This window comes from Longimicrobium sp. (assembly GCF_035474595.1).
Lineage (GTDB): Bacteria > Gemmatimonadota > Gemmatimonadetes > Longimicrobiales > Longimicrobiaceae > Longimicrobium.
Map to the genome: position 1 here is coordinate 1 of NZ_DATIND010000022.1, position 21,454 is coordinate 21,454.

The window sequence follows — 21,454 nt, forward strand, 5'->3', positions numbered from 1 at the left end:
TCCTCCGCTTGGGGTGGAGGAGCCAACCTGTGGGATCGGCCGCCCGCGCGCTCACCTCACGCGCAGACCGCCACGAGTGCGATGCCGACTGTCAGATTTTCGCCCGCCGAAAGTGTCAGATTTACGCCCGCCGCTAACACCGCACGTCCGTTGCGGGAACGCGTCGATCGTAGGATGCAATCGCCCCCGCGCCTGGCTCAGGCGCGGGGGCGATTCTCTTGCGGCTCGCCGCGCTCGCGGAGCCCTCATGCGAGATCCGGGAGAAGGATTGGTGCATCCGACCCACTCACGTGCTGCCGCACCCACAGATCCTTCGGCCTGCAAGGTGTTGTGCTGATGCGAGTTGCGGTGTGGCCCGCCTCAAGATGACGTCGGGGGGGGGCAGTGCGTAAGCACAACCGCGCGGCCGCTACCTGCGGTTCGTGAAGGGGTGCTCGAAGCTGAGGTAGAGAAAGAGCGAGCGCTCGCCCGCGCTGGGACCGATGCCGATGGGGACGGCGACGCCGGGGACGACCTGCAGCCCGTGCGGCAGGTTCCACCCGAAGCGCACGCCGGGCGAGATCGTGGCGCTGTTGCCCGAATCGGTGCTCCCCGGCCCGGCTACCGACTCGTCGCGCGTCCACACCCCTTCGACGAAGAGGTTGAACATCGGCCGCACCAGCCAGACGGCGCTCTGCGCGAGCGAGACCGAGGTCGTGGCGGCGCGGTTCCCGGCCGCGTCCCGCGCCCGCGGCGTCCACGTGACCCCGGCGTTGGAGTGGGCGACGAGGCGGTCCTTCACCACCACCCAGCTCAGCGGGACCGCGCCCTGGATGCCGGCTCCGCCGCTGCCGAATCCCCGGTCCGCATCGCCCGTGGGAAGGATGGCGGTGAGGCGCGGGGAGATGGCGAGCGCCGCATCTCCATCTCCCACAAGCTGGTAGCGATAGTTGACCGCGATGTCGCCGATGCCCGTCTCGCCCGGCGTGTGGGCGAGCGGGAGGGTGTAGCTGAGCTGATGCCTGATCCCCCCGAGCGGCCACTCCTGCGTGAACGTGTACATCCACGCGCCGCCGCGGTCGCGCACGAAGTTGCTGATGTGCTGCACCACGCCGCGCTCCTGGTTGTACGCCTCTTCGACGAGAAAGCTGTTGTCCTGGATGGGTCCGGCGGCTTCTGCGGAATCGGTCTGCGCGTGGAGCGGCGCGGCGGCGGCCAGCGCGGCGGCCAGGACGAGGAGGTGTGTGCGCACGGGGACTTGGACGCGGGGGGAGGGGAACCTCGGGACCGCGCCAGTCTACGTCCCCGCCGCATCTCCGCGCCAGACAAACGGACGAGCCCGCCCCCGCGGGGTTGCGGAGGCAGGCTCGTTCGCTGGACTGCCCGGGCGATCAGAAGAGGGTGATGCCGAGCATGAACTGGTTGCGCTCCAGGTCCGGGCTCTGGCTCTCGGACGACGAATCGCTGACGTGGCGGTACTGTCCGTCCACGCCGATCATCGGCGTGAGCTGCAGGCGCAGGCCGGCCTGGTAGCCCAGCTGCGTGCGGCTGTCCTCGATCTTCGGAGACGTCGCGCCGCTGCGCACGTCCTCGATGGTGTAGCGCCCGAGCCCCGCGTGCACGCCCACGTACGGCCGCACGGGGATCACCGGGATGCGGAAGAAGTAGTTGGCCTCGCCGATGACCGAGAAGGCGGTGGTCTGCGCGTTCACGTCGGTGGCCTTGCCCTCGGTGTACGCGCTGACGCCCACGCCGATGCCCATCGGCAGCACGTACTCCGCGCCGACGCTGAACCCGTCGGGCGAGGGCACGTCGTTGAACCCCGACGAGCGTGCGTCCTGCACGTTGGACGAGTTGAAGACGTAGCTCCCCTTGAGCGCGAACCCGGACTGCGCGTGCAGCGCGGGCGCCGCGGCGAAGGCCGCCAGCGCGGCCAGTGCGAACGTGGTGTTCTTCATCCCTGCGTCATCTCCTGCTGTAGTGTTTGATGCGGCACCGCTCCACCGGCGGCCGCGAGCCCGGTGCCGCCCTGCCCGGCCGCCGTTGCACCTCGCGTCTACCCACATGAAGTGCAACAAGATCCACTTGGAACGTTTGGAGTTGGATGCCGATTCTCCGGTTGACTGGGTGCGGATTGCTGTTATGTATTCAGGGCGGTGACACCCAGCGCCCAGGCTATCCTATGGATGAGCGGCAGTTGAAGCATCTGGCCAACGTGGTGGATCTCCCGCCGCCTCCAGAGGACGACGAGGACGATGACGATCCGCCGCCGGACCATCCGGGTTTCCTGGAAGCCCGCGCGGCGGGCTTTCGCTCCCTGCGGCAGCAGCTTGCGCGGAGAAGGAAGAAGAAGTAGACAAAGTGATCTACCTGTGTTATCTTGCCGGGGTCGACTTATCGATCCCGGCCTTTTTCATATCTTCCGATGCGCTATCCTGGCGAGGTGTGGTATCTCCCCCGCGAAGCTCGCGACGAGGGAGATACCAAAGGACGACGGCATGTCCTGCTCACTCCGTGCCGCGAAGCAGGCGACGAGGCCACTCTTGCGTATGCGAGCACGCAAGCGACCGACGCCCGCCGTGGCGGAGCCCACGTGCGGATCGATCCCGCGCGGACGCGGTACGGCGCGGCCGGACTCACCGGCTTCAACCGGCCGACCTTCGTCTACCCCTGCCGATTGATCAGCGCCGTCTCCGAGGACATGGACCGGATGGTCGGGCGGCTGATCGACGAAATGGCGGAGGTCAGATCGGCGCTTGCCGACGCCTTGGGTCTGAGAACCGGAACCTGCGACGGAAGTGGCGCCGCGGCCGGGAGCTGGCGCGGCCGTGTGGTGCGGGTGACGGATGGGGTGGCCGAAGAAGCCGGGTTCTTGTACGGCGTCGTGGTCACGGAACCACGATATTCCCGGCGCCGGCGTTATCAGCTGCTGATCCCGCTATTAAACGAAGACGAGTTCGAGCATGATGCGCTTGACGTCCGGGTGGCGGATCCGGCGGTTGCGCTTCTCGGAGCGGAATGGACCACCGCGCTCATTGCGACTCGGCTGATCCAGACCGCGTTTCATAAACACGAGATCAATGCGTGGACCGAGCTTGTGGTCAGTGAGACGATAATGACGGAGATCGACGACGCTCTGCGCAGCCTCTTCGCCCTGTAGCTCCGAAACGGACAGGCCCCCGCCGGTCGCTTGGACCTGCGGGGGCTCTGGTCGCATCCATCTCGCGCGCGGCTACGAGCCGATGGCGGCGTCGAGAAGGTCGTCGCCGGCGCCCTGGCCGGCGAGCATCTCGCCGGGGGAGGGGAGCGACTCGTTCAGGATCTGCTCCACCTGCGCGCGGTCGGCGGCGGAGACCTCGCGGTCGCGGCGCGGGGCGGCGGGCTGGTGAAAGGTGAGCGCCAGCGCGGTGCCGGCCACGCCCGCGGCGGCCGCGAGCGGCACCAGCGCGCGGAAGCGGCGGCGCGCCGGCTGGACGCGCTGCTCGCGGCGCAGCCGCGCCAGCGGAAGCTCGGCCCGCGCCATCAGCGCGCCGCGCATGCGGCCGAAGTCAGGCTCGGGGACCTCGCCGTACGCGTCGCGAAGCGCGGCGGAGAGGACCGGGTCCCGGTCGGGGTCGTGCGTGAAGGTCTCCATCATGAACTCCTTTCGTACGGCGCCAGCGCCTTCTTCAGCGTCTTGCGCGCCTCGTGCAGGTGCCAGCGCACGGTCCCGTCGCTGATCTCCAGGATCTCCGCGATCTCGGGTCCGCCAAAGCCTTCCAGCTCGAACAGCTCCACGATCACGCGCTGCCGCTCGGGAAGCGCGTCCATCGCGCGCCGCAGCCGCTCGCGCAGCTCGGTGCGCTCGGCCTCGCGCTCGGGGGTGGGGCCATGCGCGGCGGTGCCGTCGGGGATCTGGTCGACCGCGCGGAGCGAGCGTGCCTTGCGGGCGTTCAGCCCGCGGTTCACCAGGATGCGGAAGAACCAGGGCGCGAACGGGCGGCCGGGCTCGAAGGTGCCGATCCGCTGCAGGACCGCCATGTACGTCTCCTGCACCAGGTCTTCCGCGTCTTCCTTCTGTCCCATCAGCCGGTAGGCGACGGCGAACGCGCGGCGCATGTAGCGGGTGACGAGGGTCTCGAACGCCGCCGCGTCGCCGGCGCGGACGCGCTCGACCAGCGCGGGCTCGTCGTCCGGCGCGGCCTGCGGCGGCGGGCGGCTGGGTGCTTCCACGCGCAGCGGCGCGCCCGCGGTGCTCAAGGCAGGCCCGCGCGCACCCTGCCGCGCCCGCGCATTCCGCCGCCCATCCGCCCCCCGCGCCCGCCCTGCAGGCGCCCCTGCCGCCGCTCGCGCAGCAGCTCGCGGGCGCGCGCCTTCTGCCCCGGCGTGAGCACCGTGCGCGCCTCGCGCATGGCCCCGGCCACGTTGCCGCGGATGCGCTGCACCAGCGGACGCAGCTCGTCGGGCACCGGCGGGCGGCCCTGCGCGCGGACGCGGGCGAGCTCGGCCTGCCGCTGCTCCGGCGTCATGCGCAGGAGCGCGGCGCGGCGCTGCTCGCGGTACACCTGCCAGCGCCGCATCAATTCCTCGCGGAGCGGGCGATTCGTGGCCTCCAGCCGCGTGGCGATCCCCTGCAGCCGCGCCACCTGCGCGTCGCTGAGCTGCAGATCGCCGCGTACCTGCATCAGCGCGTCGAACGGGCGCTGGTCGTTGCGGTCCAGCAGCTCGGCCCCGGGCTGCTGCTCCGCCGCCTGCGCCATCCCCGGCGCGGACGCCAGCAGCAGCGCGCACAGGCCGAGGAGAATCGGGTGGGTTCTCATCTCACGAATCACCGCTCGTCGTCTTCCATCTCCATCGCGCCGCAGTCGACCCATCCCCCTCCGCGGCGCCGCTGACCGTTATACCACCGGACCACGCAAAACGTTGGGGGAATGGGGATAAAGATCTTCATCCCCATTATATTGCATCTTCGGGATGGAGATGGGATTCGTCGTTTCGCCCGATCCCCTCACCGGCGACTGAAGTCGCAGCAACAACTACGGGAAGCCTCGCAAACCGCGCGAGGCTGTTCGAGTCGGAACTCGGTTCCGGCTCGGAGGGCGTGGGCTCGAGCGAAGGCCCCTCACTTTCGCACTTTCGCACTTTCGCACGTTCGCACTTCCTCTCGGGCAACCCTCTGCCACCGCGCGGCATCCATCTACCGGACACCGCGCGCGGAGCCGCATGGAGGACAACGAGCTCGTTCAACTCGCCCGCCAGGGGGACGGCGGCGCCATCCGGACGCTGTACCAGCGACACGCGCGCCGCGTGTTCGCCGTGGTGCGGCGCCTGGCCGGCGACGACGCCCTGGCCGAGGACTGGGCCCAGGAGGCGTGGGTGCGCGTGATCCGCGCGCTTCCCGCCTTCCGCGGCGACAGCCAGTTCTCCACCTGGCTGCACCGGGTGGCGGTGAACAGCGCGCTGCACGGCCGCCGCAGCCGCGAGCGCAAGGCGGGGCGCGAGACGCTGATCGACGACTCGCACGAGGGGCGCGGCGGCGCGGGCGACCCGCTGCTGAAGATGAAGCTGGAGCGGGCGATGGAACGCCTTCCCGAGGGAATGCGCCGCGTGCTGGTGCTGCACGACGTGGAAGGCTACACGCACGAGGAGATCGGGGAGATGCTGGGGATCAACGCGGGCACCTGCAAGAGCCAGCTCTTCAAGGCGCGCGCGAAGATGCGGGCCATGCTGAGCCCCGTGCCCGAACGGATGGAGGAGGTGCAGGCATGCAACACCTGACGCTGGAGGCGCTGGCCCGCCTGGTGGACGAGCCGCCGCTGGCCGACGAGGCGATCCACCTGGGCACGTGCCTGGCGTGCCGCCGCGAGCTGGCGGAGATGCGCGGCCAGACGGCGGCGCTGGGCTCGCTGGCCGACCCCGAGCCGCCCGCCGGCGCGTGGACGGCGCTCGAGGCGGCGCTGCGCGGCGAGGGGCTGATCGCCGACATCCCGCGGCGGGCGGAGATCCCGTTCTGGCGCCGGCCGCAGGTGCTGCGCGCGGCCGCGGCGCTGGCACTCTTCGTCCTGGGCGGCGCCGCGGGAATGGCGCTGCGCGGGCGGACGGCGCAGGTCGCCGCGGGGCCGGAGACGGTGCGCGGGCTGCCGGTCACCGTCCATCCCACCGCCGCCGGGGGAGACGGGGCGCTGGCGTCGCTTCCCTCCACCCCGGCGCCGGAGGCACCGTTCGCGGCGGAGCCGGACGCGGGAGCGGGAAACGGCGCGCGGCTGGCGTCCAACGCCGCCGCGCCGCCGGCGGCGCGGCGGCCGGTGAGCCCCGAGGTGCGGCGCGCGGCGCGCGAGCTGGCGCAGGCCGAGGCCGCGTACCTGACCGCGCTGCAGCGCTACGCGGCCATCGCCGACCCGCAGTCCGGCGCGGACGCGGACACGCGGATGGCGGCGCTGGAGCGGATGCTGTCCACCACGCGCCAGGCGCTGGAGCGCGCGCCCGACGACCCGGTCATCAACGGGTACCACATGGCCGCCCTGCGCGAGCGCGACGCGCTCCGCCGCGAGATGGCGGCCGGCGACAAGGACTGGTTCTAGAAAAAAGTGCCAAGTGCCTAGTGCCCAGTGCCAGGTAACTCAGCTCGGATGGAGATTTCGTCTCAGCACTCAGCACTCAGCACTAGGCACTTGGAACTAGGCACCAGGCACTTTTTTCCCACAGGAGCACGACTGACGTGAAGATTCGCATCTGGCTGGCGGCGCTGGTGATGGCCGCCTCGCTCCCCGCCGCCGCCCGCGCGCAGGACCGCGGCAACGGCTACATGGGGATTCTGTTCGGCAGGGACGACGACAACGTGGCGCGGGTGGAGGAGGTGCTCCCCGGCTCGCCCGCGGACCGCGCCGGGATCCGCGCGGGCGACGTGGTGGTGCGGCTGAACGGCCGCGCCGCGACGGAAGAGGCGGTGGAATCGCTGCGCGAGCACCTGGCCGCCGGCGAGACCGTACGGCTGCGCGTGCGCCGCGACGGCCGCGAGGAGGAGCGCGTGGTGGTGGCGGGCGAGCGCCCGCGGCGCATCACCGGGAACTTCCCGGGCGGGGTGGACGTGCCGGGCGGCGTGATGGTGATTCCGCCCGACGGGCGGCGCATCGTCATCCGCATGGACACCATGGCGGTGCACATGGACAGCCTGCTGTCGCGGATGGATTCGCTGCGCGTGCACCTGCGCCGCTTTCAGGGCGACAGCATCGTCATCCGCATGGACACCATGATGCGCGTGTGGCGCGACTCGCTGGTGCGGGTGATGCCGCGCGCCGGGGCGGAGCTGGACCGCCTGCGCGGGCGGATGGGGAGCCTCCCGTTCATCGTCGGCATGGGAGCGCGCTCCATCGCCGGGGCCGAGTTCGCGGAGATGAACGCAGGGCTGGGCCGCTACTTCCACACCACCCAGGGGCTGCTGGTGCTGCAGGTGGGATCCGGGACGCCGGCGGCGCGCGGCGGCCTGCAGCCGGGCGACGTGGTGCTCGACGCCAACGGGCGGCGGGTGGAAGACGTGGACGACCTGCGCCAGGCCTTCGTGCGCGGCAACGGCCAGGAGGTGCGGCTGAACGTGATGCGCGACGGCGCGCGCCGGCAATTGTCGGTGCGCTGGGAGCCGCGCGACGAGGTCCGCACCTTCCGCGTGGAGCGCAGCCGCCGCGACGAGGAGCGCCGCCGCGAGCGCCCCTGACGCGATCCGGATCGGGACGAAGACGAAGGGGAGGCCGCTCGGGCCTCCCCTTCGTCGTTCCGTCGCGAATCGATCGCTGGATCTCACGCAGAGACACGGAGTCGCGGAGAACTCATCGCCGCACCGAGCTCCCCGCGTCTCCGCGTGAGATTCAGGACTGGCCGTCGCGCGCGAGCGTGCGCTTGCGGGCGAGGAAGGCGGCGACCTGCAGAGTGATGATGCCGCTCAGGAGCATCAGGGGGATGAGGAGGAGAAGAAGCATGGTGGAGCCGTAGGAGAGCGAGCGGACGGCGTACTCGCCCACGTACGGCCCCGCCTGCCACTCGACGAGATTGGGGATGAAGGACCAGCCGATGGCCGCGGCGATGGTCCACGCCACCGTCATCCCCGCCGACGCGGGAAGCGCCCACGCGCTGCTCTTGCCGCGCCGCCCGAGCGAGCCGCCCACCCGCCACGCCGCCCACGCGCAGAGCCCCAGCACCGCCGTGGCGAACACGAACCAGAGCAGGTACCACACCCCCGACGCCGGCTCCGGCTTCTGCACGCTGAGCGCGATGGCGTCCGCCGGAACGCCGCGGAAGGTGCCGGCGAGCGCGCTGCCCTCGCTGCGGAGGGTGAGATTGCTCTCCGCCTTCCACCCGCGCGGCAGCTCCACCCGCACGTCCAGCGCGCCGAAGCCCGCCCAGTCGCGCGCGGGCGCCAGCACGTACCCCAGCTGCCAGACGGGGGTGAGGTCGTTGTCCTGGAAGGCGCTGGCCTCGGCCGGGTAGCGCACGCGGATCTCGTGGCGGCCGGCGGGAAGGGAGACGCGGAACGCCAGCGTTCCCTCGTTGCGCGGCTCGTACGGGAGCTGCGCGTTCGCCGTATCTACCTCCGCGAGCGACGGCGTGGTGGCGGGCGCGCGCCAGCTGGCCGGCAGCGAGGCGGCGGCCCCCGGCGTGGCGGCGACGGCGCGCCCGTCGACGGAAACGGTCGTGGCGCCCTTCGCCAGGCCGTTGGCGACGAAGACGAGGTCGAGCGTGCGCGCCGCGCCGTCGTTGCGCACGCGGTAGACGGCTTCGACGATGGCGGGCCTGGCTTTCGCGAGCGGGCGCAGGTCCATCCGCAGCGTCTCGTGCTCGATGAACACGTCGCGCAGCCCGCCCGCCGGCTCGCCGAGCGGCGACCCGCGGTGCACCGTCTGCGGCTCGGGCGGCGCGGCCATGTTCCCCCACGCGCTGCCGACGGGAAGCGCCGCCATCGCCGCGGCCACGGTGAGGGTGAGGATGCGGGGCTTCGGGACAGTACGGATCATCGGGTGGGCGATGCGTGGGGCGGAGATGTGGATCTTGGAGAGTTCCGGGCGCGGCCGGTCACCGGCGACTGAAGTCGCAGCAACAACCACGGGAAGCCTCGCAAAATGCGCGAGGCTGATCCGCTCGCTACGCGGCATCGGCGCTCACAGCCGAGTCTCCTTTCATCCTTCCTGAACGCGCGCAGCTCGGGGACGACTCAGGATCACGTCGCCGAGGAATCCTGCCGTTGAAGTCCGCGAAGGCGGACTGCGTGCCGTTGTAGCCGCGAGTTCACTCGCATTTTTGGCATCTTCGGCATCATCTCATCTTCCTGATCTTCCCTATCTTCATCCCCCGAAACAAACAAATCGGGCGCGGGGAAGATGCTCCTCCGCGCCCGATCCGGTCAACCGCGTGCGGTCAGCGGACCTTGGTGCCGCTCGCGTCCCACACCTCCACGGTGCCCAGGTTCAGCGCGCGGATCGGCGCCTCGATCTTGGACAGGTCGCCCGCCACCACCACCGTGACCGCGTTGGGCGTGAGCTTCTGCTGCCCCACCCGCGCGATGTCGGCGGGGGTGACGGCCGTGAGCCGCTCGCGGTAGGTGGTCCAGAAGTTCGTCGGCAGGCCGTACAGCAGCATCGTCTCGTACCGCTGCGAGAGGCCCTGCACCGTCTGCACCGTGTTGGGGAACGAGCCGACGAGGTTGCTCAGCCCTTCCGACAGCTCGCCCGCCGGCACCGGCTCGGTGGCGATGCGGCGGTACTCGCGCACGATCTCGGCAACCGCGCTGTCGGTGGCGTTGGTGCGGATGGACGACGACACGAAGAAGGTGCCCGTTCCCTGCAGCGCGTTCAGCCCGCTGAAAGCGCCGTAGGTCCAGCCGTGGCGCTCGCGCAGGTTGCTGTTCATCCGGGCACGGAACCCGCCGCCCAGCACCTGCGACAGCCCGGTGAACGGGAAGTAGGCCGGGTCGCCGTAGCCGATCGCCGCCTGCCCCGCGAACACTCCCGACTGCACCGAGCCGGGGCGGTCCACCAGGATGATGCGCGTGCCCTGCGGCGCCTGCGGCAGGTTCTGCACCGCGGGAAGGGAGACGGAGGCGCCGCTCCACGACCCCAGCGCCTGCGTGGCGAACTGCCGCGCCTCGGGCACCGTCACGTCGCCCACCAGCAGGAGGATGGCGTTGGACGGCGCGTAGGTGCGGCGGTGCCAGTCCTGCACGTCCTGCAGCGTGAGCTTCTCCAGCGTGCCGCGCGTGCCCCCCGACGGGCGCGAGTACGCCGCCGTGGGCTGGAACACCGCGCGGCTGAACGTCTCGAAGGCCAGCCCCTCGACCGTGCTCTGGTTCTGCACGTAGCCGGCGATGGCCTGCGTGCGCACGCGGTTGAACTCGCTCTCGGGGAAGGTGGGGTGCATCACCGTGCGGGCCGCCAGCGCCAGCGCCTCGCCGAACACCGGCTTCAGCGCCGTGACCGTGGCCGACGCGCTGGCGTACCCGGCGCCGGTCTGGAACTGCGCGCCCAGGCGCTCCATGCGCGTGTTCAGCTCGCTGGCCGTGATTCCCTCGGCGCCCTCGCGCAGCAGCGTGGCGGTGAGCTGGGCAAGGCCGTTCTTCTCGGCCGGCTCGTACACCGCGCCGGACTTGAGGATGATGCGGCCGCTCACGATGGGGAGCGCGGCCTGGCGGACCACCACCACGCGCAGCCCGTTGGGCAGGGTGAACTCCTGCGGCGCCGGCACCTGGAAGGGGCGCAGCGGGCCCGGGGGCGGCGGCGTGGTGCCGTGCTGCGCCGCGGCCGGGGTGGCGGCGGCCGCGAAGGCCGCCGCGAAAGCGAAGGTCTGAAGGCGGTTCATCGGCTGCCGGGGGTCTGGGGTTGCGCGCCGGCGGGGGCGCGGTTGGGCACGTAGACCAGGGTCACGCGGTTGCTGGGCACCAGCCGCTCGCGGGCGATGGCCCGCACGTCGGCCAGCGTCACGCGGTCCAGGGCGGCCACGCGGGTGTTCACGTAGTTGGGGTCGCGGAAGTAGGTCCACCCCTCGGCCAGCATGTCGGCGCGGCCGCCGAAGCCGCCGGTGCGCTGCAGGCCGTTCACCAGCTGGTAGCGCGCCTGCGCCCTGGCGCGGTCCAGGTTCTCCTGGGTCAGCCCGGCCATCACGTTGTCCAGCTCGCGCTTCACGGCGGCCTCGAGCGAGTCGGCGTTCGCGCCGGGCTTGCCGTTGGCGTTCACCACCAGGATGTCGGCGCCCTCCAGCAGGTCGAAGTTGAACACCGCGGCGTTGGTGGCCACGCCCTGGCGCCGCACCAGCGACTCGTACAGGGGCCCCGAGCGCCCCGACAGCATGGACGACAGCAGGTCGACCGCGGCGGCGTTGGCGGCGCGCTGCGGGGGCACGCGGAAGCCGATGAACACGGCGGGCACCGGCGCGTTGGCGTCCTGCACCACCTCGCGCTGCTCGCGGCCCACCACCGCGGGAAGGGTGGCGTCGCGCAGCGCGGGCGGCGGGTCGTGCCGCGGGATGGCGGCGAAGTGCTTGCGGACCAGCGCCTTGGCCTGGGTCACGTCGATGTCGCCGGCCACCACCAGCACCGCGTTGTTGGGCGCGTAGTAGGTGCGGAAGAAGTTGCGCACGTCCTCGAGCGAGGCGGCGCTCAGGTCTTCCATGCTGCCGATCACGTCGTGGTGGTACGGGTGGCCCTCGGGGAAGACGAGGCCCTCCATCTTCTCCGTCCACGTGCCGTACGGCTGGTTGTCGTAGCTCTGCCGGCGCTCGTTCTTCACCACCTCGCGCTGGTTGTCGAGCTTCTCCTGCGTCAGCACGTCGGCCAGGGTGCCCATGCGGTCGGCCTCCAGCCACAGCGCCAGCTCCAGCTGGTTGCTGGGAAGCTGCTCGAAGTAGTTGGTGCGGTCCCACGCCGTGGTGCCGTTGATGTCGGCGCCGGCGCGCGCGCCCGCGCCCTCCAGGAGCGCGAAGTGCTGCCCGTCGGCCACGTTGCGCGAGCCCTTGAACATCATGTGCTCGAACAGGTGGGCGAAGCCGGTGCGGCCGGGCGCCTCGTTCTTGGAGCCCACGTTGTACCAGATGTCCACCGCGGCAACGGGGGTGGAGTGGTCCACGTGGTAGATCACCTTCAGGCCGTTGGGAAGCGTTTCCTCCGTGTAGCTGATCGCGGTCTGTGCCGCGAGCGCCGCGGGGAGCAGCGCCGCCAGCGGGAGGGCCAGGACGAGTCTCTTCATGTGGGTTCCTGTGGAAGGCGGGGGTGCCGCGCGGCGCCCGGATCGCACGCCGCATCGGACAGGATACTACGCTGGGCGACGAATGCAACGGAAGAGAAACATCTGGGACGAAGTGGGACGGTGAAGAAAAATGCGAGAGTGCGGGAGTGCGGGAGTGCGGGAGTGCGGGAGTGCGGGGTCGGCGGAATGGGGGATTGGTGTCGGGGGATGATCGGCCTCGGTCGCGTGGCCCGCATCGCCTTGGCGGCGGGATGCGTGGCGAGGCGCGGGGATGGTGCGGCGGGGAGTCCGCGCAGGCGGGCTTCGGGCCGTTGTTGCCGCGAATTCATTCGCCCTTCGCCGGCCCCTCGCCACCACCGAACCCCATCGATCCCCGGCCCGTTTGCCTTCGCGCCGCGGCGCTGGTAAGCTGTAGCACGTCCGCTACTTGCCTCGTCCGTCCCTTCGTTCCGCATCTCCCCATGAACCGTCTGGCCCTGACGTTCTGCGGCGCCTTGCTGCTGGCCGCCGCGCCCTTGCCGTCGCGCGCGCAGCAGCCCCTGCCCTCCATCGCCGAAAAGACGCGGGGGATGGAGAAGAAGGACGGCTTCGTCCCGCTGTACTGGGACGCGGGCGCCGGCCGGCTGTGGATGGAGATCCCCCGCATGGGGCAGGAGATGATCTACCAGGTCTCGCTCCCCGCGGGGCTGGGCTCCAACGACGTCGGGCTGGACCGCGGCCAGCTGGGCGACACGCGCATCGTGCGCTTCGAGCGCAGCGGGCCGCGCGTCCTCATGGTGCAGCCCAACCAGAACTTCCGCGCCTCGTCCCCCAACCCCGACGAGCGGCGCGACGTGGAGGACTCGTTCGCGCAGTCGGTGCTCTGGGGCTTCACCGCGGTGGCCGAATCGGACGGCCGCGTCCTGGTCGACGCGACCGACTTCGCGCTGCGCGACGCGCACGGCGTGGTGCAGGCGCTGAAGCGCGCGCGGCAGGGCGACTACAAGCTGGACGCCGCCCGCAGCGCTCTGTATCTCCCCAACCTTAAGGCGTTTCCGCGCAACAGCGAGATCGAGGTCACGCTCACCTTCGCGGGCGACAACCCCGGCCAGTACGTGCGCGACGTGACGCCCACGCCCGAGGCCATCACCATCCGCGAGCGCCACTCGCTGGTGCAACTCCCCGAGGACGGCTACGTGCCGCGGCGCAGCGACCCGCGCGGCGGCTTCTTCGGCATCCAGTACGCCGACTACTCGTCTCCCCTCGGCCAGCCCCTGGAGCAGCGCTTCATCTCCCGGCACCGCCTGCGCAAGCGCGACCCGGCCGCGGCGATGAGCGAGCCCGTGGAGCCCATCGTGTACTACGTGGACCGCGGCGCGCCCGAGCCGATCCGCACGGCGCTGCTGGAGGGCGCGCGGTGGTGGAACCAGGCGTTCGAGGCGGCCGGGTACCGCAACGCGTTCCGCGTGGAGATGCTCCCCGAGGGCGCGGACCCCATGGACGTGCGCTACAACGTGATCCAGTGGGTGCACCGGGCCACGCGCGGGTGGAGCTACGGATCGAGCGTGGTGGACCCGCGCACGGGGGAGATCATCAAGGGACACGTGTCGCTCGGCTCGCTGCGCGACCGGCAGGACTGGCTCATCGCCGAGGGGCTGCTGTCGCCCTACACGAACGGGAACGAGACGCCGCCGGAGCTGCAGCGGATGGTGCTGGCGCGCCTGCGCCAGCTGGCCGCGCACGAGGTGGGGCACACGCTGGGGCTGGCCCACAACTACATCGCCAGCGCGGAGGGGCGGGTCTCGGTGATGGACTATCCCCACCCGCTGGCGCGGCTGACGGCGGACGGGCGCGTGGACCTTTCCGACGCGTATCCCGAGGGGATCGGCGCGTGGGATAAAGTCGCCATCATCTGGGGGTATTCCGACTTCGCGCCGGGGACCAACGAGCCGGCGGCGCTGGACCGCATCCTGGCCGACGCGCGGGCGCGGGGGATCGCGTTCCTGACCGACCAGGACGCGCGGCCCGCGGGGAGCGCGCATCCCCAGACGCACCTGTGGGACAACGGGACCGACGCGGCGGCGGAGCTGACGCGGGTGATGGGGGTGCGGCGCGCGGCGCTGGCCCGGTTCGGCGAGCAGTCCATCCGGGCGGGGATGCCGCTGGCGACGATGGAAGAGGTGCTGGTGCCTCTTTATCTCCACCACCGCTACCAGGCCGAGGCGGCCACCAAGATGATCGGCGGGCAGTGGTACAGCTACGCGATGCGTGGCGACGGGCAGGACCCGCCGCGCCCCGTCCCGGCCGCCGACCAGCGGCGCGCGCTGGCGGCGGTGCTGGCGACCGTGAGCCCGGCGGAGCTGGCGCTGCCGAAGACCGTGCTGGACCGGCTCCCGCCGCGCCCCTTCACCTTCGACCCGCACCGCGAGCTCTTTCCGCACTACACCGGGCTGGTGTTCGACGCCGTGTCGCCGGCGGCGTCGGCGGCGGACATGACCTTCGGGTTGCTGCTGGACCCGCAGCGCGCCGCGCGGCTGGTGGAGCAGCACGCGATCGACCCGTCGCTCCCCGGGCTGCGCGAGGTGCTGGACCGCATCGCCTCGTCCATCGCGTCGGACCGGGAGGAAGACCCGTATCGCCGCGAGGTGGCGCGCGCGGTCCAGCGCTCGTTCGCGGAGCGGCTGATGGACCTGGCCGCCGACGCGCCCATGCCGCAGGTGCGCGCCGAGGCCACGCAGCGGCTGCGCAGCCTGCGCGACTACTACCGCCGCACCAGCTTCAGCGGCGACGCCGACCAGCGCGCGCACGAGCTGCTCCTGGCCGACGACATCGCGCGCTTCCTGGACCGCCCGTGGGAGGCCCGCGAGCGCCGCCAGCCCGTAGCGACGCCCCCCGGCTCCCCGATCGGCGACGAGGACGAGCCCGAAGGCTGGTGATCGGCCTCGCCAACCGATGGGTTCACGCAGAGAACCGGAGGAGCGGGAGAGCGAGTCTCTGCTCCTCTGTTTCTATCTATGCGTAGATTATCTTTGCTGTGTCGCGCAGGATCCGATTCGGGACGCGAATGGAGGACGTATGCAGAATCCAGGCGGCGGTGAGCCCGACGACGGGATGCTTCCCGAGTACGACTTCTCCGAGGCCGAAGTGGGGAAGTACGCGGAGCGCTATGCCCGCGCCTTCCGCACCGTGCGGCTCGACCCCGACGTGGCGGAGGTGTTCTCCACCTCCGAGGCGGTAAACGACGTTCTCCGCGCGATCGCCGGCGCAATTCGCGCACGCGAGCTCGGGACCCGGCCTGCCTGAGCGCGGGCGAATCGAGGCTCGCACAAACAATGACGGCGCCCCGGCGGATGCTTCCGCCGGGGCGCCGTTTCTCTATCTGCCGGATCTATCTGCCGATTGGATCAGGAGACGGTGAAGCTCTGCACCATGCCGTGCATGAAGTGCGGCTTGCCGTCGCCCGCGTCGGGGACGAAGCAGATCATCACGTAGGTGCCGGGGGTGAAGCTGGTAGTGAACGACTGCACCTGCCCGCGCTCCATCCCCGCGATGCCGCCGATGGCGCTGGCGGGGGGCGGGCCCTGCATGCTCTGCATCCACGCCATCAGGTCGTTCACCGTCTTCCCCGGCGCCATGCGGATCAGCTCCACCTCGTGCGGCTGCGCGGCGCCGTTGCGCACCAGGATGGTGTGCGTTCCCGCGGTCAGCGGCCTGGACAGCGCGAACGAGTAGTCGTTCAGCGTCAGCGTCACGTCTCCCGTGGGCACGGCCATCGCCGCCGGGGCCAGCGCGGGGGTGACGGTGAGCAGCCGGGCCATCCCCTTCATCACGTGCGGCACGTGGTCGGGGATGTCGACGAAGCAGAGGAGCGCGTACGTGCCCGGCTGCAGCAGCACGGTGGCGTTGGCGTCGGCCCCCGGGTCCGGGGCGTTGGGGCCGCCCACCTCGTGCAGCCACGCCGGCGGCGGGCCGCCTGCCTGCAGCGAGGCGTACACGTCCTGCAGCGTCTTCCCCCCGTCCAGCCGCATCAGCTGCATGTGGTGCAGCGCCTGGCCGCGGTTCTCCAGCCGGAACGTCACCAGCCCGGCGGGCACCTGGTCCGGCGCCTCGAACGCGAAGTCGCGCGCCACCACCGTCACCACGCGGGGCGCGGCGTCCGCCGCCTTCGCCGGAGTCGCCTCGGCGCGGCCGCACGCCGCCGCCAGCACCGCCGCGGCCGCCGCCGCCGCGGCGCCCCGCATCTTCGTCGCCATGCTCATCTTCTTCATCTCCAGTTCGTCAGAAGCGGGGGATGGACCCCGCGGATCGTGTCGTGTGGCTCCGCGCCCCCGGCGGATCTCCGGAAGCGGCCGTCTTTCCCCGTGCCGGGGATACGTCCGGCAGGGGCAGCAAACGGACCGTCCGCGCCCGGAGTTTCAGCGCATTCGCAAGTCGTTGCGGCGCAAGGTAGATGGAGAGTCCGTCGCCTTCGGGGATGCGGCGCGCGGTCCGCAGATGGGGAGGATGGATGAGGCAGCCCTGTCGCAGCCGGGCGGCGATGCGCCGCGGATGGACCGTTCGGGATCGCCACGGAAACGTGGCGCGCCCCGGCGGTGGGCCGGGGCGCGCGGGGGGCGGGATGGTTCGCCGGCGGCTCGATCAGCCGCCGCCGCCGGAGAGCATGTGGACGATCGGCTGCAGCCAGGCGAACACGTTCAGCCCCGGGATCTCCGAGCCCAGCAGGGTGAGCAGCGGCACCACGCCCACCGCCACGGCGTTCATCACGAAGCTGCCGTCCAGGTTCACGCGCCCGGGGTCGCTGCCGGCCACCAGGCTGAGCAGGGTGTCGCGGTTCAGCGCCGCCATCACGTACAGCACGGTGCAGACGGTGGCCAGCAGCACGAACAGGAACACCAGCTTGGCGATGCTCTGCGGCTGGAACGGGTACGACGACAGCAGCGCGGTGGTGAGCATCAGCGAGACGAAGAGGAAGAGGGTGAGCGTGCGCAGCTGCTGCAGCACCCACTCCACGTAGTCCACCACCTGCACGGCCGCGAACTCCTCGGCGGCGCGCAGCCAGAGCCGCACCCTGCCGGGGAAGGCGCGGCGGAACATGGCGCCCGTGCTCTCGTTCGGCGACTTCTGCAGCTCCTCCTTGATGGCGTCCACCACGCCCGAATCGGGCTCCATGGCCCACAGCTCCGAGAGGAGGCCGTTCAGCGTGGAGAAGCTGCGGTCCTGCCGGGGCGCGGAAAGGCGGCGGGGGAAGCGGCTTTCCGGCACGCTGCCGGCGACGTACGCGGCCACCCGGCCGGCGAGCGCCGGGTCGATCTTCTGGAGGTCCGCCTTCGCCTCCTTCTCCAGCTGCTGCAGGTGGCGCCACTGCTGCGCGCTCACGGTGTCGACCACCTTGCGCGAGGGCGGGCGCCAGAGCGTGAGCCGCGTGAGCGACCCGATGCTCTCCGGAAGGCGCCGGAACGCGGGAAGGAGCGGCGTCTCGCCCATCTCGCGCAGCACCTGCCGCAGCGCGCTCCACACCGAGAACAGGCGGTACACGGCCCAGCAGGTGCCCACCAGGCTTCCCGTCACGCTCAGCTTCAGCAGCAGGTCGAACGAGGTCAGCCCGATCATCCCCTCCAGCGTGCCGCCGATCTGCAGCGCCAGCGCGAAGGCCAGCGCCACGATGGCCGCCAGCACCACCATGCCGGTGTCGTCGGGCACGACCTTGAACAGCCGCATCCGCACGCAGCGCACGTGCTCGGCCGCGTCGGCGGAAAGGGGGGTGGGCGCGTACGGCTTCAGCGGCGGGTCGGCCGGCCAGTCCCACGCCGCCTCGAACGGCGTGGTGTCGCGCAGCGCCGCGATCCGCCAGATGTGCCAGGTGCACCACGCGGCGTAGCCCGCCGACGCCAGCAGGAGCGGAAGGAGCGGCGATACGCCGTTGTCGATCTGCGCCGCGCGCGAGACGAAGAGCGGGAAGGTGACGGGAAGGCGGGACAGCGCCAGCACCTGCACCGTGAACGCCACCGCCAGCGCGAAGAACAGGAACCCGCCGGCGAACACCACCCCGCGCAGCACGATCTCCATCCACCACGAAAGCCGGACGCGGCCCCTCCGCGTGCCGAAGAAGGCGTAGATCAGCCCGAGCTCCCGCACCTCGCCCAGCCGGCGGAGCGCGGCGGCGACCAGGCGCACCACCGCGATCTGGCCGAGGACCAGCACCACGGCCAAAAACACCACCATCAGCACCCGCGGCGTGATTCCCGGCCCGTACAGCGGCCGGCGCAGGAGCGCGAAGGCGGTGATCGCCGAGACCGGCATCACCACGCTGAGCCATGCCAGCCCGCGCAGCGCCTGGTACGCGTACCCGTGGAAGTTCTGCGACCCCAGCCGCGTCTCGTCCAGCAGCACCTCGTGCCCGGCGCCGAGCGGCAGCGTCTCCGCCGCGCTCGCTGCCTGCGCCTGCGCCGCCGGGTCCGCGGCGGCCGTGGCCTTCGCCCGCTTCGCCTGCTTCACGCGGCGGTCCCGGAGCCAGCGCATCACCCCCCGCGCGGCTCGCACGCGGCGATCGAGCGGCTGGCGGAGGAGGGGCGTGAGCACGCGGACCGGCGGGGCGGCCGCGGGCCCGGCGGGAGTGGCCCCGTCGCCGGGCGGATCCGCCGCGGCCATGTCCGTCGAAAGCTGGACATCGCCCGCCCCGGGCGGGCCGGGCTTCCGCGGGCGGCGGGGGAGGAGCATGCGGGCGTGGCCGTAGACGATCCGCCGGCGCGAGCTGCCGTATGCGGGGAGGATGTGCTCCACCTCCTCTTCCCTGCGGAAGGGGAGGAGGATGCGGACCGCGTAGAGCAGGAGCAGCCCGAGCGTCACCACGGCCACGGCGGTGAAGAACTGGATCGACGGCCACTCGACCGGCCGAGGCGGGACGACGCCCACCGCGCGGGTGAAGCCGTCCTCGCGCTCGGTGCGCACGGTGATGGGGACGAAGGCGTCGCGCCCCACCGTGCTGATCCACACCGGCGGCGAGAGCGACAGCGAGTCCGGGTGGTCGGCGAACGGCGTTCCGTAGTCCGCCACCAGCGAGTCTCCGCCCAGCTGCATCAGCACGGCGTTGTGGATGCCGACCGCGCCCTCGTTGGGGAACGAGATCCGCAGCGGCCCCAGCCCGCTGCGTGTCCACCACTGGCTGCGCACGGTGAGCGGATAGGTGGAGACCACGATCATCCCGCGCAGCGCCCGGTTGTTCTCGGGAACCAGGAAGAGCGCGTTCCCCTCGAAGGTGAAGAGCTGCACGTCCTGCAGCCGCCGGCGCAGCTCCGACGCCAGGAACAGCTTGTCGCGGACGTCCGAGGCCACGATTCCCACCACGCGGATGCGGTGGCTGGTGACCGTGCGCTCGATCTCGTCCAGCAGCAGCTCCAGGGTGGGCGCCGTGAGCTGCGACATGGGAGGCGGCCGGTCGCCGGGGCGGTCGGGGTCGCGCAGCGTGAGGCGGGCGCGGCTCTGGGCGGCGCCATTCTCGCTCTCCGGCCGCTGCTGCGGGTGCGCCTCGAACTCCGCGCGCACGCTGCCGATGTTCATGGGGAAGGGGATCTGCACGAAGCGGGAGGGGTCCATCACCCACCCTCCGCAGTTCACGCCGGCCGGGGCGCCCGCCGTGTCGGTGCGGGTGAGCGCTTCGCGGCCGTACGCCGTGCCGCTCTCGTGCAGCACCGCCACCTGGTCGTTGCGCAGCCCCAGCGGACAGAGCACGCGGTAGACGAGGGCGCGGGTGAGCTCCATGTCGCTGTGCACGGTTGCGTGGAACTCCACCGTGTACGCCTGCGATGTGTCCGTCGCCACGGAGTCCGGCGCGGGTGGCGCGGCGGGCGGTCCGCCCGCGCGGCGCAGGCGGCCCGCGCGCGCCAGCGAGTCGCGCCGCACGGAGTCGCGGCGCACCGAGTCCCGGCGGACTGAATCCCGGCGGACGGAATCGCGTCGCACCGAATCGCGGCGGGCGGAATCGCGCGCCGTGGCAGGCCGCTTGGTGTAGGGCGCGGGCTTCTCCCCGCGCCGCCGCTGCGCCGTGTCGCCGGGGGGCGGCGCGGGCTCGCGGTAGCCCAGGAGCGTGGCGTTCTGGCGGCTGGTGGCGGAGCCGGTGATCACATGGACGCGGCGGTCGTGGCTCCGGTGCGCGGCATCGTCCGCCCGCCACGCTTCCAGCACCAGGGCCATCGAGCGCGCCGATCCGGAGAACGAGGGGCCCACGATCCGCAGTTCGGACGAATCGCGGCCCGAGCGGGAGAGCACCAGGTCGCGGTCCAGCAGCGCGCGGTTCAGCGCGTCCTTGTGCACCCCCGCGGTCGGGAGCTCGCCGATGAGGTAGAGGAGCTGCAAGTCCGGCGTGGCCCCGGCCGAGTCAGGCGGAACGCATTCCGGAGGATTGCGCGCGGGCGTCGCTTCGCGCGCGATGGGGCGCGTGGGGAGCGCACCTCCGCCGCCCTCCGCCACCTTCTTCTTCCGCCCGGCCGCCGCCCGGCCGGTGTCCACGGCAGCGGAATCGGATGCGCGGGGCCGGCCGACGCGGAAGCGCGCGTCCGTGTCGCGGCGAAAGAGGACCACGCCGGGGTAGACGTCGCGCACGCGTCGCCCCGAGTTCTCGCTTCCCGCCGCCACCACCGTGTCGAACTTCTCGCTCCATGGCAGCCAGAAGCGGTCGACCACGTAGCCCATGCGCTCGTAGGCGCGGACGATGGCCTCGTAGTCCGAGTCGAACGCCCAGTCCAGGTGCGAGTCCACCGGGTCCGGAAGGGTGGCCACCATCGTCCCCACCGTGGGGAAGCAGGCCACGGGCGCGCTCTTCACGGCCGAGTCGCCGGCGAGCGGGATGCTGCGCTCGCTGTCGGCCGGCGCTTCCGCGGGCTTGCCGGCGCGCAGGAACTCCTGCACCAGGCTCACGCCGGTGGGGTACGCTCGCGGCTTCGCGTCCTTCCCGTCGCCAGCGCCGCCGCGCACCTCGGTGACGACGGCCGGCCCGTCCTGCTGCTTCTGCGTGGTGGTGAGCTGCACCCCCCGCGCGAGGCCGACGAGGACGAGGAAGCCCAGGGGGTAGGTGACGGCGCGGTTGCTCATGGGACGGGTGCGGCCGGAGGGAGGTTCGGGGGGCGAGCCGCGGCGGGGTGCAAAATCTGGCTCCCAAGGTAAGCGCGTTCGCCGGGGGCGAGAAGAGCGCCGGTGCGGGCAGAACGCGCGGCGGGCGTGGAGCCGCACGGGGATTGGAGGGCCTGGGCCGCGGCGTTTCCCGTTTGCTACATTCACCGGCGGCCCGCGTTTTGCCG

The 21,454-nt window shown here is 71.7% G+C and carries 17 protein-coding genes; 7 read left to right on the top strand and 10 right to left on the bottom strand.

From position 1 onward, the window contains the following. Positions 1–409: 409 nt before the first annotated feature. Both VLK66_RS03295 and VLK66_RS03300 read right to left on the bottom strand, forming a co-directional pair. A complete protein-coding gene (locus VLK66_RS03295; protein ID WP_325307891.1) occupies positions 410–1,231 on the bottom strand; it encodes a transporter in 822 nt (273 codons plus the stop codon). A gap of 139 nt (positions 1,232–1,370) precedes the next feature. Then, entirely contained in the window at positions 1,371–1,937 is a 567-nt protein-coding gene (locus VLK66_RS03300; protein ID WP_325307893.1) for an outer membrane beta-barrel protein, read from the bottom strand. Positions 1,938–2,176: 239 nt separating this feature from the next. Between VLK66_RS03300 and VLK66_RS03305 the strand changes: the two genes are divergently transcribed. Beyond that, complete coding sequence (locus tag VLK66_RS03305; protein WP_325307896.1) at positions 2,177–2,335, top strand: hypothetical protein; 159 nt, start codon at positions 2,177–2,179, stop codon at positions 2,333–2,335. Positions 2,336–2,572: 237 nt separating this feature from the next. Further along, positions 2,573–3,139 carry a hypothetical protein gene (locus tag VLK66_RS03310; protein ID WP_325307898.1) on the top strand — a complete coding sequence of 189 codons (567 nt, stop codon included), beginning with the start codon at positions 2,573–2,575 and terminating at the stop codon, positions 3,137–3,139. Positions 3,140–3,211: 72 nt separating this feature from the next. On the opposite strand, the gene VLK66_RS03315 is transcribed toward VLK66_RS03310, so the two are convergent. Genes VLK66_RS03315 through VLK66_RS03325 form a run of 3 tightly spaced genes read right to left on the bottom strand, consistent with a single transcriptional unit; the run spans position 3,212 to position 4,778 of the window. Then, a complete protein-coding gene (locus VLK66_RS03315; RefSeq protein ID WP_325307900.1) occupies positions 3,212–3,616 on the bottom strand; it encodes a hypothetical protein in 405 nt (134 codons plus the stop codon). After that, positions 3,613–4,218 (bottom strand): RNA polymerase sigma factor, encoded by a 606-nt coding sequence (locus tag VLK66_RS03320; protein WP_325307902.1) that lies wholly within the window; start codon positions 4,216–4,218, stop codon positions 3,613–3,615. The genes VLK66_RS03315 and VLK66_RS03320 overlap by 4 nt, the downstream gene beginning before the upstream one ends. Then, positions 4,215–4,778: a hypothetical protein gene (locus tag VLK66_RS03325; protein WP_325307904.1), complete on the bottom strand. Its 564-nt coding sequence runs from the start codon at positions 4,776–4,778 to the stop codon at positions 4,215–4,217. Before VLK66_RS03325 ends, VLK66_RS03320 begins: the two co-directional genes overlap by 4 nt. Positions 4,779–5,181: 403 nt before the next feature. On the opposite strand from VLK66_RS03325, the gene VLK66_RS03330 reads away from it, so the two are divergent. From VLK66_RS03330 to VLK66_RS03340, 3 genes are all read left to right on the top strand, one after another. Then, positions 5,182–5,736: an RNA polymerase sigma factor gene (locus tag VLK66_RS03330; protein WP_325307906.1), complete on the top strand. Its 555-nt coding sequence runs from the start codon at positions 5,182–5,184 to the stop codon at positions 5,734–5,736. Then, entirely contained in the window at positions 5,724–6,539 is an 816-nt protein-coding gene (locus VLK66_RS03335) for a hypothetical protein (protein ID WP_325307908.1), read from the top strand. Before VLK66_RS03330 ends, VLK66_RS03335 begins: the two co-directional genes overlap by 13 nt. A 137-nt stretch (positions 6,540–6,676) precedes the next feature. Beyond that, entirely contained in the window at positions 6,677–7,669 is a 993-nt protein-coding gene (locus VLK66_RS03340; RefSeq protein WP_325307910.1) for a PDZ domain-containing protein, read from the top strand. A gap of 151 nt (positions 7,670–7,820) precedes the next feature. Here the strand turns inward: VLK66_RS03340 and VLK66_RS03345 are convergent, their stop codons facing one another. From VLK66_RS03345 to VLK66_RS03355, 3 genes are all read right to left on the bottom strand, one after another. Continuing rightward, the gene (locus VLK66_RS03345; protein ID WP_325307912.1) at positions 7,821–8,963 is read right to left on the bottom strand and encodes a hypothetical protein; all 1,143 of its coding nucleotides are present in this window, start codon (positions 8,961–8,963) and stop codon (positions 7,821–7,823) included. Positions 8,964–9,363: 400 nt separating this feature from the next. Continuing rightward, positions 9,364–10,800: a pitrilysin family protein gene (locus tag VLK66_RS03350; RefSeq protein ID WP_325307914.1), complete on the bottom strand. Its 1,437-nt coding sequence runs from the start codon at positions 10,798–10,800 to the stop codon at positions 9,364–9,366. Beyond that, positions 10,797–12,182, bottom strand: a complete 1,386-nt coding sequence (locus VLK66_RS03355; RefSeq protein WP_325307916.1) for a pitrilysin family protein — start codon at positions 12,180–12,182, stop codon at positions 10,797–10,799. The genes VLK66_RS03350 and VLK66_RS03355 overlap by 4 nt, the downstream gene beginning before the upstream one ends. A 461-nt stretch (positions 12,183–12,643) precedes the next feature. On the opposite strand from VLK66_RS03355, the gene VLK66_RS03360 reads away from it, so the two are divergent. Together VLK66_RS03360 and VLK66_RS03365 are read left to right on the top strand one after the other, a co-directional pair. Continuing rightward, positions 12,644–15,097 (top strand): zinc-dependent metalloprotease, encoded by a 2,454-nt coding sequence (locus VLK66_RS03360; RefSeq protein WP_325307918.1) that lies wholly within the window; start codon positions 12,644–12,646, stop codon positions 15,095–15,097. 139 nt (positions 15,098–15,236) lie between these two features. After that, complete coding sequence (locus tag VLK66_RS03365; protein WP_325307920.1) at positions 15,237–15,464, top strand: hypothetical protein; 228 nt, start codon at positions 15,237–15,239, stop codon at positions 15,462–15,464. Between the two features lie 101 nt (positions 15,465–15,565). Here the strand turns inward: VLK66_RS03365 and VLK66_RS03370 are convergent, their stop codons facing one another. Continuing rightward, positions 15,566–16,429: a hypothetical protein gene (locus VLK66_RS03370; RefSeq protein ID WP_325307922.1), complete on the bottom strand. Its 864-nt coding sequence runs from the start codon at positions 16,427–16,429 to the stop codon at positions 15,566–15,568. 370 nt (positions 16,430–16,799) lie between these two features. Continuing rightward, positions 16,800–21,248 carry a hypothetical protein gene (locus VLK66_RS03375; RefSeq protein ID WP_325307924.1) on the bottom strand — a complete coding sequence of 1,483 codons (4,449 nt, stop codon included), beginning with the start codon at positions 21,246–21,248 and terminating at the stop codon, positions 16,800–16,802. Positions 21,249–21,454 lie beyond the last annotated feature (206 nt).

Coding starts and splice junctions, on each gene's coding strand:
- VLK66_RS03300 (WP_325307893.1), bottom strand. CDS start 1,937: ATGAAGAACACCACGTTCGCACTGGCCGCGCTGGCGGCCTTCGCCGCG.
- VLK66_RS03315 (WP_325307900.1), bottom strand. CDS start 3,616: ATGATGGAGACCTTCACGCACGACCCCGACCGGGACCCGGTCCTCTCC.
- VLK66_RS03325 (WP_325307904.1), bottom strand. CDS start 4,778: ATGAGAACCCACCCGATTCTCCTCGGCCTGTGCGCGCTGCTGCTGGCG.
- VLK66_RS03330 (WP_325307906.1), top strand. CDS start 5,182: ATGGAGGACAACGAGCTCGTTCAACTCGCCCGCCAGGGGGACGGCGGC.
- VLK66_RS03335 (WP_325307908.1), top strand. CDS start 5,724: ATGCAACACCTGACGCTGGAGGCGCTGGCCCGCCTGGTGGACGAGCCG.
- VLK66_RS03345 (WP_325307912.1), bottom strand. CDS start 8,963: ATGATCCGTACTGTCCCGAAGCCCCGCATCCTCACCCTCACCGTGGCC.
- VLK66_RS03350 (WP_325307914.1), bottom strand. CDS start 10,800: ATGAACCGCCTTCAGACCTTCGCTTTCGCGGCGGCCTTCGCGGCCGCC.
- VLK66_RS03355 (WP_325307916.1), bottom strand. CDS start 12,182: ATGAAGAGACTCGTCCTGGCCCTCCCGCTGGCGGCGCTGCTCCCCGCG.
- VLK66_RS03360 (WP_325307918.1), top strand. CDS start 12,644: ATGAACCGTCTGGCCCTGACGTTCTGCGGCGCCTTGCTGCTGGCCGCC.
- VLK66_RS03365 (WP_325307920.1), top strand. CDS start 15,237: ATGCAGAATCCAGGCGGCGGTGAGCCCGACGACGGGATGCTTCCCGAG.
- VLK66_RS03370 (WP_325307922.1), bottom strand. CDS start 16,429: ATGAAGAAGATGAGCATGGCGACGAAGATGCGGGGCGCCGCGGCGGCG.
- VLK66_RS03375 (WP_325307924.1), bottom strand. CDS start 21,248: ATGAGCAACCGCGCCGTCACCTACCCCCTGGGCTTCCTCGTCCTCGTC.